12 protein-coding genes are annotated in these 13,510 nt (G+C 47.2%); 8 read left to right on the top strand and 4 right to left on the bottom strand.

Going from position 1 to position 13,510, the window contains the following annotated elements:
- Positions 1–768: a nucleotidyltransferase family protein gene (locus tag DD616_RS10435; RefSeq protein ID WP_013856611.1), complete on the bottom strand. Its 768-nt coding sequence runs from the start codon at positions 766–768 to the stop codon at positions 1–3.
- Between the two features lie 134 nt (positions 769–902).
- On the opposite strand from DD616_RS10435, the gene yeiP reads away from it, so the two are divergent.
- Complete coding sequence (gene yeiP, locus DD616_RS10430; protein WP_013856610.1) at positions 903–1,469, top strand: elongation factor P-like protein YeiP; 567 nt, start codon at positions 903–905, stop codon at positions 1,467–1,469.
- 2 nt (positions 1,470–1,471) lie between these two features.
- Positions 1,472–1,792: an HI1450 family dsDNA-mimic protein gene (locus DD616_RS10425; RefSeq protein WP_017048043.1), complete on the top strand. Its 321-nt coding sequence runs from the start codon at positions 1,472–1,474 to the stop codon at positions 1,790–1,792.
- Between the two features lie 98 nt (positions 1,793–1,890).
- Here the strand turns inward: DD616_RS10425 and yqfB are convergent, their stop codons facing one another.
- Positions 1,891–2,235, bottom strand: coding sequence for a N(4)-acetylcytidine aminohydrolase (gene yqfB / locus DD616_RS10420; RefSeq protein WP_010319023.1), 345 nt, complete (start codon positions 2,233–2,235; stop codon positions 1,891–1,893).
- Between the two features lie 229 nt (positions 2,236–2,464).
- Here yqfB and hutC point away from each other — a divergent pair, with 229 nt between their 5' ends.
- The 6 genes from hutC (at position 2,465) to DD616_RS10390 (ending at position 9,681) form a co-directional block, all read left to right on the top strand.
- A complete protein-coding gene (hutC, locus tag DD616_RS10415; RefSeq protein WP_038148510.1) occupies positions 2,465–3,178 on the top strand; it encodes a histidine utilization transcriptional repressor HutC in 714 nt (237 codons plus the stop codon).
- Between the two features lie 127 nt (positions 3,179–3,305).
- Complete coding sequence (gene hutI, locus DD616_RS10410; RefSeq protein ID WP_208872258.1) at positions 3,306–4,520, top strand: imidazolonepropionase; 1,215 nt, start codon at positions 3,306–3,308, stop codon at positions 4,518–4,520.
- On the top strand, positions 4,513–5,526 hold the full coding sequence (hutG, locus tag DD616_RS10405; RefSeq protein WP_199867298.1) for a formimidoylglutamase: 1,014 nt from the start codon (positions 4,513–4,515) through the stop codon (positions 5,524–5,526). Before hutI ends, hutG begins: the two co-directional genes overlap by 8 nt.
- A gap of 77 nt (positions 5,527–5,603) precedes the next feature.
- Positions 5,604–7,301, top strand: a complete 1,698-nt coding sequence (gene hutU, locus DD616_RS10400; RefSeq protein WP_013856604.1) for a urocanate hydratase — start codon at positions 5,604–5,606, stop codon at positions 7,299–7,301.
- 12 nt (positions 7,302–7,313) lie between these two features.
- Positions 7,314–8,846 carry a histidine ammonia-lyase gene (hutH, locus tag DD616_RS10395; RefSeq protein WP_208872257.1) on the top strand — a complete coding sequence of 511 codons (1,533 nt, stop codon included), beginning with the start codon at positions 7,314–7,316 and terminating at the stop codon, positions 8,844–8,846.
- Between the two features lie 109 nt (positions 8,847–8,955).
- A complete protein-coding gene (locus DD616_RS10390) occupies positions 8,956–9,681 on the top strand; it encodes a DUF3581 domain-containing protein (protein WP_026027168.1) in 726 nt (241 codons plus the stop codon).
- Positions 9,682–9,822: 141 nt separating this feature from the next.
- Here DD616_RS10390 and DD616_RS10385 read toward each other — a convergent pair whose 3' ends face one another.
- Both DD616_RS10385 and ydiJ read right to left on the bottom strand, forming a co-directional pair.
- Positions 9,823–10,314: a methyltransferase family protein gene (locus DD616_RS10385; protein WP_017045223.1), complete on the bottom strand. Its 492-nt coding sequence runs from the start codon at positions 10,312–10,314 to the stop codon at positions 9,823–9,825.
- A 50-nt stretch (positions 10,315–10,364) separates the two neighbouring features.
- Entirely contained in the window at positions 10,365–13,400 is a 3,036-nt protein-coding gene (gene ydiJ / locus DD616_RS10380) for a D-2-hydroxyglutarate dehydrogenase YdiJ (RefSeq protein WP_208872256.1), read from the bottom strand.
- Positions 13,401–13,510 lie beyond the last annotated feature (110 nt).

The raw sequence follows: 13,510 nt of genomic DNA, 5'->3' as shown, positions 1-13,510 counted from the left end.
TTAACCAATCCGAAACTCTGTTTTTTGATACTGCTTTGCAAGCCATTGCCCATAACTGTCTAGAATTCCAATCACTGAGCGTTTGGCGATCACTCGTCCAGAGAGCAAAATACCCAATCTCTCAATGTCGATTTTTTTCTCCGGATGATAACGTAAAAACTGCTGCCCGCATTCGATAGGATCATCAAACCAATTTTTGTCACGATACATAATCAAAGAATAACTGGCGCGCAGTAATTTCTTGGCAATGGCTACTTGCGCCTTGCTCTGTTCACTTTCAGAGCTGGTTTTTGCAATTTTATCACGATAAAAAAAGACCCAATCTGCGATGTCCATATTCCAGTGTTTGGCTATTTCCCAACTGGGTTCGAAATCGCCAAAGCATTCCGCCAGATCATCACCCAAGATGCAAACGCAGCAATGGCGCAACATAAATCCCCACGTAAAAATGCTCTCTAAAGTGGCTACCTCGCTCACGAGTGCAGTTTTGATCGAGACTTCGGTGATATGTGGGAAACTTTTCTGAAATCGCCATTTTATCGTATTCAGCAGAGTTGCTCGTTGCTCGGAGAAATCACGGTGCGTGACCAACACTACATCCAAATTGGAGCGCCCATAACGCGCAGTTCTGCGCGCCACACTGCCATAAAGGTAAAGACTATGTAGATTGTCACCTAACCCGGCACGCAGAAACTTGATGAGATCATCGATAGCCGCTTGATATTCAGCCTGAAAGGGTTGTTTTGGGTCAATAACCGATAAATACATAGCAAAAAGCGTTAGTTAATTTAAGAAAAAGTACACGCGGTCATGTTCTACTATGCAAAGCAATCAATCAAGATATTCCTTTTCGAAAACGGCAAGGTATAATGCGCCGAAACTAAGTATGAAGGAAAAATTCCATGCCAAAGGCGAATGAATTAAAAAAAGGGTTTGCTATTATTTCTGGTGGCAAGACGCTATTGATCAAAGATATCGAAGTGACCACTCCTGGTGGCCGCGGTGGTTCTAAAATCTACAAACTACGTTGTACTGATTTGAACACTGGCGCTCGCGTTGATGAGCGTTTAAAAGCCGATGACTTTGTCGACACCGTTGACATGAACCGCCGTGCGGTTTCGTTTTCTTATGTTGATGGTGATGAGTACATCTTCATGGATAACGAAGATTACACTCAATTTACGTTTAAACAGGCGGATATCGAAGATGAGCTGCTGTTCATCACTGAAGAAATCCAAGGTATGTATGTGGTTGTCGTTGACGGTGTTGCGGTAGCACTAGATGTCCCTTCATCTGTTGAGCTTGTGATTGAAGAGACTGATCCTTCCATCAAAGGTGCTTCAGCTTCTGCGCGTTCAAAACCAGCACGTTTAAGCACTGGCCTTGTTGTGCAGGTTCCTGAATATGTCGCAACTGGCGACCGTATTATTATCAACACCGCTGAACGCAAATACATGAGCCGAGCATAATAATGTCTGATTTGATTTCTTACGACGATGCCATTGATGCGGCTTACGACATCTTTCTTGAAATGGCACCCGATAATCTAGAACCTGTTGATGTCATCCTGTTTACGGCACAATTTGAAGACCGTGGCGCAGCTGAACTGGTTGACGTTGGTGATGATTGGGTTCAACACGTGGGTTTTGACGTCGATAAGGAAGCTTACGCGGAAGTATTGATCGGTCTTGTCAACGAAGAGGACGACGTACTAGACGATGTGTTTGCAAGAATGCTCGTCAGCCGCGACCCAGACCAAAAGTTCTGCCACATTCTGTGGAAGCGTGACTAACCTCATTACTGTTGCTGCGTTTTATAATGAAATCGTCGTGACACTGTCTTGAGGCAAACAGCAATAACGCCAATCGTGATTGATTGGCGTTATTATTTTTAAGCGTGATCTTTTTCCAGAGCTTTCTCTTCAACCAGTTGATAGTGAATTACATACAACTGTTCAATATTGGGATAAATGTCTTGAATCACCTCTTTCAGTGTCGTGAGTGACATATTTTCTTGCTCTGCATGGTAGTGGCTTAATTCGCTAAATAGGATCGGTTCAACCTTATTGATTAACAAGCGGCAGAACTTTCGTCCCTCTTCCAACGTACTCACCTCGACAATAGAGCCAACTTGGTAGTGCTTTTCGCTCTCATCACGAATAGTGATCACTTTCTTTTTCGCCAAAATATCCGCTTCAAAACGAGCGAAAAAAGTCATTTCTGTTGGAGCTGTCATCGCATTTTCTCTTTATTATTTAAACCACAAGTTACTATTTACAACACAGGTTACTATTTACAACACAAGTTACGGCGCCATCTTACCGTGACACTGACCCTTTGTCGTCGATAGCTGCTTCACCAATTCACAGTTTTGGCCGATGATGATCGCAAAGCCTTATCTAAATATTGCATTTCCCAGCGACTTCGTTAATTATTTGTATATTCAAATAAAACTCATCATGCCCATGTCAAGCTCACCACTTTATAGACAAATAAAACAATTTATTTTAGATAACATTGAATCCGGACACTGGCCTGTCGGCCAACGCATAAGCACCGAGCTAGAACTGACTGAGCAATTTAATGTGAGTCGGATGACGGTGAATAAAGCGATACGGGATCTGGTAGCTGATGGAAAACTGCAACGCCGACCAAGGCTAGGTACTTTTGTTTGCGCTGTAGAAGACAAAGCGGAATCACCGCTGCTTGATATTCGTAATATTGCTGACGAGGTCGCTAGCCGAGGGAAGCAATATCGCAGTAAAGTCTTAAAGCAACTTGCGTTAACAGCAGATGAAAGTGTCGCTATCAAACTCGGCGTCATGCTAGGATCTTCTGTTTTTTATAGTGAAATCATTCACTTTGCTAATGATACTCCGATACAACTGGAAGTGCGTTGGGTCAATAGCCGCTACGCGCCCCACTATCTTGAACAAAACTTTTCGTTCATGACGCCCAATCAATATCTTTCACAAAACTGCCCATTAAGTGCCATTGAGCACACTGTTGAAGCCATTATTGCCGAGCATCACATCAAACAATTGTTGCAGTTGGCCGTCAATGAACCCTGTTTACTACTTAATCGCCGTACCTGGAGTGGCGATAAGTTAGTCAGCTCTGCACTGCTTTATCACCCGGGCTCGAAATACAAATTAACCTCTAAAGTGATGCTCGACTAACGCTACACATTTCAACATTCGATCACACTTTTGCAACATTCATCTTGCACCGCCTGCGCTTTTGCCTTATTTATTTGTATATACATTTAAATCAGCAGCGCACTAAGCGTTAACGGTGACAATAAAGATGGATCTAACACTGACCAACGCGCGTATCGTCAGCATGGAACAAGGAGAGCTTGGCTATCAACCTAGCTCTCCTAAAACTGTGGTGATAAAAGCGGGCAAAATTGACGCCTACTTTGATAGCCACATTCCCATCGCCGCCGCGCCAGAACACAAAGTCATAGATTGCCAAGGCAAGCTTATCACTCCGGGGTTGATAGATTGCCATACTCACCTTATCTATGCCGGTAACCGCGCCAATGAGTTTGAAATGCGCTTGCAAGGCGTTCCCTACCCAGCGATCGCCAAGCAAGGTGGCGGTATTTTATCAACCGTCCACGCCACCCGCACCGCATCCATTGACCAATTGGTTGAGTTGGCACTACCAAGGTTAGAGGGGTTGCTGCGTTCCGGTGTCACATCCGTTGAGATCAAATCGGGCTACGGTTTAACGCTCCATGATGAGATAAAAATGCTCAAAGCGGCTAAGCACCTTGAGGATCATCGCCGCATTAAAGTCGTCACAACACTGCTCGCCGCTCACGCCATTCCACCAGAATATCAACACCGATCAGACGATTATGTTGAGCATATTTGTCAGGAAATCATCCCTCTGGTGGCCGAACAAAAACTCGCTTCGAGCGTCGATGTATTTTGTGAATCGATTGGTTTTACGCTGGCACAAACAGAAAAAGTGTTCCAAGCCGCAATTGCGCATGGGCTGCAAGTGAAAGGTCATACCGAGCAATTATCAAACCTAGGGGGAAGCGCTTTAACCGCACATTACCAAGGTTTGTCTGCCGATCATATCGAATATTTAGATGAGCAAGGTGTGTTTGCACTCGCCCGTTCCAATACCGTGGCAACCTTGCTGCCCGGTGCTTTTTATTTCTTACGTGAAACCCAACGCCCACCGATTGATTTACTGCGTCAGCATCATATTCCAATGGCCATCGCAAGTGATTTCAACCCCGGTACATCGCCGTTTGCTGACCTCACTCTTATTATGAATATGGCGTGCACACTGTTTGGCTTAACCCCCCAAGAAGCCTTACGAGGTGTGACTCAACATGCTGCGCAAGCGTTAGGTTTTACTGATTCTCGCGGCAAAATTGCCACTGGCTACGATGCCGATCTCGCCATTTGGAATATTAGCCACCCAGCCGATTTAAGTTATCAAGTGGGCGTACCGCGTTTGCATGCACGCGTAGTTGACGGAGCATTTACCTATGAATAACTCTACCTTTAGCAACACTCAGCACAGCTTCGAGTGGCAAGGCCGTCACGATGCCGAAGATGGCGAGTTAGGTACACGCGTTCACCATCAAACTCAACGTTGCACCGTCAATACGCTACCAATTCAACAAAACCAAGATGAGAAAGCCATTGCCATTATCGGTTTTGAATGCGATGCAGGGGTGGCCCGCAATAAAGGGCGCATTGGCGCAAAACAGGCCCCCGATGCCATTCGCCAAGCGCTGGCCAACATGGCTTGGCATAAGCACTCTCGCTTTTTTGACCTGGGCAATATTCGCTGTATTGATGATGAACTTGAGCTGGCTCAGCAACAGTGCGCTGATGTGATTGCCCATACGCTTAAACAAACGCCCGTTATCGTACTGGGTGGCGGTCATGAAGTCGCTTGGGCCACGTTTCAAGGCGCAGCGCAATATCTGAGTCAACAAGCCATCAGCCAACCACGAATTGGGATCATCAATTTTGACGCACATTTCGATTTACGTGCTTTTGAGTCAGAGATCGCTTCGGTGCGACCTAGCTCCGGCACTCCCTTTAATCAAATTCATCAATGGTGCGAGCAAAATCAATGGCCATTTCATTACGCTTGCTTAGGTGTAAGCCGAGCAAGTAATACTACTGCACTGTTTCAACGAGCCGATGAACTGGGCGTTTGGTATATGCAAGATAATCAGTTTTCAGCACTGAGCCCGATTGATCATCTGCGTGAACTGCAACACTTCATTGACCAGTGTGACTATCTCTATTTGACGATTGACTTAGATGTCTTTCCAGCTGCAACGGCGCCGGGAGTCAGCGCCCCAGCAGCACGTGGTGTAAGTTATGAAGCGCTTGCCCCTTATTTTGACAAAATTTTCTACCACAAAAATAAGCTGTTAATTGCCGACATTGCCGAATACAACCCGCAATTTGACCAAGACAATCAAACTGCTCGTCTCGCGGCAAGGCTGTGTTGGGATATCGCCAATGCCATGACCGACGATTAATCGCTACACCTCACTAAACCCGATACTGGCACCATAACAACAATAGCGCCACATTGTGAAACACAAGGAGTCTCAACATGACGCAACCCCATACTCAAGAGCAACGTCTTGATACTACGCGCACCATTCGCGCCCCTCACGGTACAACACTTCGAGCCAAATCGTGGTTAACCGAAGCGCCACTGCGCATGCTCATGAACAATCTTGACCCAGACGTTGCAGAGCACCCACATGCACTTGTGGTGTATGGTGGCATTGGCCGCGCGGCCCGAAATTGGCCGTGCTTTGATAAAATTGTTGAAGTGCTTGAACGCCTTGAAGAGGATCAAACGCTCTTGGTTCAATCAGGCAAACCTGTCGGTGTTTTCCCGACGCACAAAAATGCACCACGCGTGCTGATTGCCAACTCAAACCTTGTGCCACATTGGGCCAACTGGGAGCACTTTAATGAGCTCGATAAGCAAGGCTTGATGATGTACGGTCAAATGACGGCTGGCTCATGGATCTACATCGGCTCACAAGGCATTGTACAAGGTACTTACGAGACCTTCGTCGCCATCGCTAAACAGCATTTTGCTGGTAGCGCAAAAGGCCGCTGGGTGTTGACTGGCGGCTTAGGTGGCATGGGCGGCGCTCAGCCATTAGCGGCAACCATGGCTGGGTTTTCCATGATTGCGGTCGAGTGTGATGAATCGCGCATCGACTACCGCTTACGCACTGGTTATGTCGATAAAAAAGCCACCAGCTTAGATGAAGCCTTGGCGATGATCGATAGCTCGGAGACACCGATTTCTGTCGGTTTGCTAGGTAATGCCGCCGACATTTTTCCACAGCTAGTTGAGCGTAATATCACCCCCGATGTGGTGACAGACCAAACCTCGGCCCATGACCCACTCAATGGTTATTTACCCTTAAATTGGAGCATGGAACACGCCGCTCAAATGCGCACTCAAGATGAAAGCCAAGTGGTCAAGGCGGCCAAAGCATCGATGGCTGTCCAAGTTCAAGCGATGTTAACGCTGCAAAAACGCGGCGCTGCCACACTCGACTACGGCAACAACATCCGCCAAATGGCTCTCGAAGAAGGAGTAGCGAACGCTTTTGACTTCCCGGGATTCGTGCCAGCCTACATTCGCCCACTATTTTGTGAGGGGATTGGACCTTTTCGCTGGGTCGCCCTGTCTGGCGATCCCGAAGACATTTATAAAACCGACCAAAAAGTGAAAGAGTTAATCCCTGATAACCCCCATCTACATAACTGGCTAGACATGGCGCGCGAACGCATTCAATTCCAAGGCCTACCAGCTCGCATCTGTTGGGTGGGTTTGAAAGATCGCGAACGTTTAGGCCAAGCCTTTAACGCGATGGTGAAAAGTGGCGAGTTAAAAGCGCCAGTCGTGATTGGTCGCGACCATTTAGATTCCGGCTCGGTAGCAAGCCCAAACCGTGAAACTGAAGGTATGCTAGATGGCTCAGACGCTGTTTCCGATTGGCCGCTGCTCAACGCACTGCTCAATACAGCCGGTGGCGCAACTTGGGTGTCACTTCATCACGGCGGTGGCGTAGGTATGGGCTTTTCTCAGCACTCTGGCATGGTGATCTGCTGCGATGGTTCAGATGACGCAGCACAACGCATTGCGCGTGTTTTACATAACGACCCAGCCACAGGCGTCATGCGCCATGCTGATGCAGGTTATGACATTGCGAAACGCTGTGCTAAAGAACAAAAGCTCGACCTGCCAATGCTCAACCATGAACTCGCGCAACTGAAGTAAGGACAAAAACACATGTTAAATCTTGTTATTAAACCGGGCCAATTAAGCTTAAAAGCACTGCGTCAAGTAAGCCGAAAGCTGGTCACCGTATCACTCGACTCCAGCGCGATAGCGGGTATTGAAGCAAGCACACAAGTCGTTGAACAAGTGATTGCCGAAAATCGTACTGTTTATGGTATCAACACGGGGTTTGGCCTACTTGCCAATACTAAAATTGCCCCTGAAGATTTAGAAACCTTGCAGCGTAGCATCGTGCTTTCACACGCTGCGGGCATTGGTAAATTCATGGCGGATGAAACCGTTCGCTTGATGATGGTACTCAAAATCAATAGCCTTTCCCGTGGGTATTCTGGTATTCGACTTGAGGTGATCAACGCCTTGATGACGTTAGTTAATCACCAAGTCTACCCCTGTGTTCCACAAAAGGGATCGGTTGGCGCATCGGGTGATTTAGCGCCTTTAGCACACATGAGTACGGTACTGCTCGGCGAAGGGCAAGCTCGCCATAACGGCGAAATTATCTCTGGGCTGGACGCGTTGAAAATCGCAGGGCTAACTCCTATTACTTTAGCGCCAAAAGAGGGGCTTGCGCTGCTCAATGGCACACAAGCTTCTACCGCATTTGCCCTAGAGGGGTTATTTGCCGCAGAAGACTTATTTGCCTCCGCCATTGTGTGTGGTTCGATGTCGGTCGAAGCAGCGCTGGGCAGTCGCCGCCCGTTTGATCCGCGCATTCATCGCGTTCGCGGTCATCGCGCGCAAATGGACGCCGCCAGCGCTTATCGCCACGTACTTGACAGCCGCAGCGAGATTGGTGAATCCCACACCGCATGTGAAAAAGTGCAAGATCCGTATTCACTGCGTTGCCAACCACAAGTGATGGGCGCGTGCTTACAGCAAATTCGCAATTCGGCTGAAACGCTAGAAGTGGAAGCCAATGCCGTTTCCGACAACCCTCTGGTGTTTGCAGACGATGGCGACATCATCTCTGGCGGCAATTTCCACGCAGAGCCCGTCGCAATGGCAGCGGATAATTTGGCGCTAGCGATTGCCGAAATCGGCAGTTTGTCAGAACGACGCATGGCACTCTTGATTGACAGCGCGCTCAGCAAGCTTCCGCCATTTTTAGTGGACAACGGTGGCGTTAACTCTGGCTTTATGATTGCGCAAGTGACGGCGGCAGCGCTAGCCAGTGAAAATAAAACGCTCGCCCATCCGGCTTCGGTTGACAGCTTACCTACTTCGGCCAACCAAGAAGATCACGTGTCGATGGCAACGTTTGCTGGTCGTCGTCTGCGTGATATGAGCGAAAACACGCGTGGTATTTTAGCGGTCGAGTATCTTTCTGCCGCGCAGGGGCTCGATTTCAGAGCGCCCAATAAATCCTCCGCATTAGTCGAAGAAGCAAAACAAATCCTGCGTAAAAAAGTTTCGTTTTACGATAAGGATCGCTACTTCTCGCCAGATATTGAACAAGCTAATACCTTGCTAGAGCTGGCGGTACATAACTCGCTCATGCCGGAAAATCTTCTCCCTAGCTTATAATGTTACGCTATTGAGCCTCGCTCTCTGTGAGGCTCTTTTTACTGATTGGACCATTCATCGAGTGGAGTTGACTTATAATCGCGTCAGTTTTGGCTATACAGCGTACATTATGTCTCTTACATCTTATTTCTCTCATCAAGATCAAAAATTCCAGTTCACTCGCCAACAAGCGAGTCACTTTGCTAAAAAAGTGGCGGGAGATTTCAACCCAATCCACGACGAAGACAGCAAGCGTTTCTGTGTTCCGGGCGATTTGCTCTTTGCAGTATTGCTGCAAAAAGAAGGCATTAGCCAAAAGATGCGTTTTGATTTTTCAGGCATGGTCAGCGATGGCATTGCACTGCACATTGAAAATAAGTGTATGAAAGAGAGCGCTCTTGTCGATACTGCCGGCAAAGAGTATCTACACATGAGCCGTGAAGGCCAAGTAAGCCACAACACCGCATTTATCGAACACGTTGTGACGAACTATGTGCAGTTTTCTGGTATGAACTTCCCGCACATCATGGTGCCATTGATGGAAGAAGCGCAGATGATGATTAACTGCCAGCGCCCATTAGTCATCTATGAAAGCATGGAAGTGGAATTTGAACGTTTAGACCTCACTTCACCTGAAGTTGAGTTTTCTGGTGCGACGTTTGATGTTGACGGTAAACGTGGCATTGTCACGCTTAACTTTGCCTTTAAAGAAAACGGTCAAATCGTAGGGAAAGGGGTAAAGCGCATGGTAGCCAGTGGCCTGAAACCTTATGACCAAGAAGCAGTCGATGACTTAGTTAATCGCTTCAATGAACGTAAAGAGATGTTTTTAGCTCAATTTTCAAAAGCAGCCTAACCGTATTCTTTTTACTATGGCTTGGGCTCTTTTGCCCATTATCTAGAACCATATTTGTTGTATAGAACCATGTTCGTTGTATAGATTGCAGCCCCGCTATTCTTGCGGGGCTTTTGATTTCGGATGCCTTACAACATTCAACTATATCCAGCGCCTGACACGCTGCTTGTAATCGACATACTCTTCGCCAAAACGCGCTTCCAGCACTCGCTCTTCTGGATAAATCTGAAAACGATTCATAAACCACACAAATAAAAATGCGACCACGAGGCTCAACCCATTGTGTTGCCAATAAGCCACGCCAAACAACAGGAAAAAGAGCCCCAGATACATCGGATTACGCGAATAACGGTAGATACCGCTATCCACAATACACGATGTCGTTTCTGGTTTGGTTGGATTAACCGTGGTTTTCTTGCGGCGAAATTCGTAAATCCCCAGTAAACCAACGATGCCAGATAAAACAAAGCAAATCGCAAAGACCACTCGAGGCAGAGGTAAAGCGAGGCTTGCAAACTCAAAACTGTATGAGATACGATGCATCAACAGTAGCGCCACAATAAATATCGCCACTGGGGGTATTTTCAGTTCAAATTTTTCCATGCTGCTCCACCTGACTATGCTTCGCTCCAAACCAATATCGACAGTATAGTAAAAAGCCCAGTAAGGTCTGGGCTTAGGGTTTACAACAATGCCAGTAAAGCTTGTAACGGATGCTTTGGTTTTACCTGTTCAAATCGTTTCACTTGACTACGGCAGGAATACCCTGTGATCAAGCAACGCTCTTTGGGCAGTTTTTCTAAACTTGGCTTCCAGCTTAAACCATAAATATCTTTCGACATCTCCAGCTTATCCTGTTCGTGGCCAAAGGTTCCAGCCATACCACAACAACCAACTGGCACCGTTTTTAACTGAGAACCAAAATGGCTAAATATCGCACCCCACTCTTTTTCTGCATTCGGTAGTTTGGTCTTTTCCGTGCAATGAGCAAACAGATACCAAGGCGCGTCACTGTGGTTTTGGTGATGGTTAAACTCCGACAAACGTGGCAACAGCCACTCATGAACGGTCAGCACATCAAACTCACCGCGCTTATCACCAAGAATTTCGTTGTACTCATCACGGTAGCAAAGCACTAACGCTGGATCGACACCGACCATTGGAATATTGAGATCAGCCACTTGTGACAAAAACGCAGCGGTGTTTTTCGCAGTGGCTGTGAATTGCTTTAAAAATCCTTTGATATGCTGCGCTTTACCATTGGGTTTGAATGGCAACAGTATCGGATTTTTGCCTAATTTGATCAGCAATTGTACGAAATCTTCAACCACCTCAGCATCGTAATAACTGGTGAATGGGTCTTGAACGATAATCACATGTTCAGCGCGATCTTGCTGTGACAGCCCAGCGAGGCGCTGCATATCGAATTTCACCACTTGGCCTGCGACACGCTTTGCCAACGTCGGTACCGAAAGCAAGGGCGCATCAACGTAACCAACGGTTGAAGCGGTGAGGCTTTGTACCCATTTCTGAGCCAACACCCCGTTCACCACTTGCGGAGCCTTTGCCATGACCGGCAAAAGCGTTTCAATATTCGCGACGAGATAATCCTTAGCCGGACGCTGATAACGTGAGTAGTAGATATTTAAAAAACGAGAGCGAAAACTCGGCACATCGACTTTGATTGGGCATTGGCTGGCACACGCTTTACACGCCAAGCAGCCGTTCATCGCTTCATACACTTCATGTGAAAAATCGTACTCACGCGATTTATTGAAAGAGTTACGCACGCGATCAATCATGGTTTTGATGGTTGGGTTTGACTCCAACACTTGCTTCTCTAGGTCGAGAATATCCACACCCTGCTCGGTAAGTTGGCGTAACCATTCACGCACCAAACCGGCACGGCCTTTCGGTGAGTGACGACGATCCGCCGTGACTTTCATCGACGGGCACATCGGCGAACTGGTGTCATAGTTAAAGCATAAACCGTTACCATTACACTCCATCGCCTGCTTGAAACTGTCACGGACCTTCACATCGATTTGGCGATCAAAATAGCCGCGTTTGGTGTCCGTGACTTTGACCAATTCAAAATTGGTCTCAAGTGGCGTACATATTTTGCCGGGGTTCATTTTATTGTGCGGGTCAAAGGCGGCTTTAACGCGTCGTAATTCAGTAAATAGCTCCTCACCAAAAAACGCGGGGCCATATTCGGAGCGATAACCTTTGCCATGTTCGCCCCACATTAAACCGCCATATTTTGCCACCAGTTTGACCACCTCATCAGACACCTCATGCATCAGAAGCTCTTGCTGTGGGTCACACAAATCCAAAGCAGGACGCACATGCAGCACGCCGGCATCCACGTGGCCAAACATGCCATAACTGAGATTTTTACTATCCAGCAAGGTACGGAATTCGCTAATAAAATCAGCCAAGTGTTGAGGAGGAACACAAGTATCTTCAGCAAAAGCAACGGGTTTAGCCTTGCCTTTGGCCGCCCCTAATAACCCCACCGCTTTTTTGCGCATGTTGTAAATCAGGTTAATGCTCGCCAAATCACTGCACACTTGATAGCCAATGATGCCCGCTTGTTCTTGCTCAAGCATCTGATCAAGACGCTGCGTCAATGAAGCGACCTGCGCGGCGACCTCTTGCTCGCTTTGGCCTGCGTATTCGACCATGTTGATGCCTTGCATCTCTTTGCCCGGAACATCCGCTAATAACTCGCTGACGCTATGCCAAACAATATCTTGCTTAGCTAAATTTAATACTTTTGAATCGACGGTTTCAACCGATAACGCATTGGCCGCTACCATTAAAGGGGCATTACGCAATGCCGAATCAAAGCTGTTGTACTTCACATTGACTAAGGTGCGAGCCTGGGGGATAGGCGTCAGATTCAAGGTTGCTTCTGTGATGAAGACCAAAGAGCCTTCTGCGCCACAAAGTACCCGAGTGAGATTAAAGTGATCACGTTCTTCATCAAGCGCATTTTTAAGATCGTAGCCCGTCAGAAAGCGGTTAAGAGGTGGAAATTTCGCCACAATTTGTTCGCGCTTGCCACGGCATACCGCTTCGGTCACTTGCAAAGCGTTTGCAGCAAAAGTACCACTTTCAGGCAAGCCTAATGAGAGATCCGATTCAAGTACCGAGCCATCGGCAAAAACGGCTTGCAGAGACAAGACATGATCCGACGTTTTGCCATATTTTAAAGAGCCCTGCCCTGATGCATCGGTATTGATCATACCACCAAGTGTAGCTCGGTTACTGGTCGAAAGATCCGGCGAGAAAAAATAACCTAATGGTCTGACCGCATCATTTAATTGGTCTTTCACCACGCCAGCTTGTACTCTTACCCAACCTTCATCAGCATTAATTTCAAGCACTTGGTTCATGTAACGAGATAAATCAACCACAATACCTTTGGTCAACGACTGGCCATTGGTACCAGTGCCACCACCGCGCGGTGAAAAAGTGACTCTCTCAAACTCTGGTTTTGAGCTAATCTTACCAATAAGTGCTACGTCATGAGTTGATTTGGGATGCACAACGGCTTGAGGCAATTGCTGATAGACACTGTTGTCAGTCGCAACAGCAAGTCGGCTAGAGTATTGTGATTCGATATCGCCGCTAAACCCCTCGTTTTCGAGTTGTTGTAAAAAGCTCAAAACGACGGGATCGACGTCCGTTTGGTGATGAAGTCTTGGTAACATTTGCTTCCTGCCCCTACTGCGCTGATCCAATCAGCTGTGGGTTAATGGTTATTTTGATATTAATCTTTGAATTTCGTCACTTTACAACATTTAAAAAGGTGATCAAATCA

The organism is Vibrio anguillarum, from assembly GCF_003390515.1.
GTDB lineage: Bacteria > Pseudomonadota > Gammaproteobacteria > Enterobacterales > Vibrionaceae > Vibrio > Vibrio anguillarum.
Note: the sequence above shows the minus strand (reverse complement) of the source record. Positions and strands in the feature narration are given on the sequence as shown.

Bases quoted from the DNA above. Each gene is read 5' to 3' on its own strand.
- yqfB (WP_010319023.1), bottom strand. From the start codon at position 2,235: ATGACAGCTCCAACAGAAATGACTTTTTTCGCTCGTTTTGAAGCGGAT.
- hutI (WP_208872258.1), top strand. From the start codon at position 3,306: ATGGATCTAACACTGACCAACGCGCGTATCGTCAGCATGGAACAAGGA.
- hutG (WP_199867298.1), top strand. From the start codon at position 4,513: ATGAATAACTCTACCTTTAGCAACACTCAGCACAGCTTCGAGTGGCAA.
- DD616_RS10435 (WP_013856611.1), bottom strand. From the start codon at position 768: ATGTATTTATCGGTTATTGACCCAAAACAACCCTTTCAGGCTGAATAT.
- hutH (WP_208872257.1), top strand. From the start codon at position 7,314: ATGTTAAATCTTGTTATTAAACCGGGCCAATTAAGCTTAAAAGCACTG.
- hutC (WP_038148510.1), top strand. From the start codon at position 2,465: ATGTCAAGCTCACCACTTTATAGACAAATAAAACAATTTATTTTAGAT.
- ydiJ (WP_208872256.1), bottom strand. From the start codon at position 13,400: ATGTTACCAAGACTTCATCACCAAACGGACGTCGATCCCGTCGTTTTG.
- hutU (WP_013856604.1), top strand. From the start codon at position 5,604: ATGACGCAACCCCATACTCAAGAGCAACGTCTTGATACTACGCGCACC.
- DD616_RS10425 (WP_017048043.1), top strand. From the start codon at position 1,472: ATGTCTGATTTGATTTCTTACGACGATGCCATTGATGCGGCTTACGAC.
- DD616_RS10390 (WP_026027168.1), top strand. From the start codon at position 8,956: ATGTCTCTTACATCTTATTTCTCTCATCAAGATCAAAAATTCCAGTTC.
- yeiP (WP_013856610.1), top strand. From the start codon at position 903: ATGCCAAAGGCGAATGAATTAAAAAAAGGGTTTGCTATTATTTCTGGT.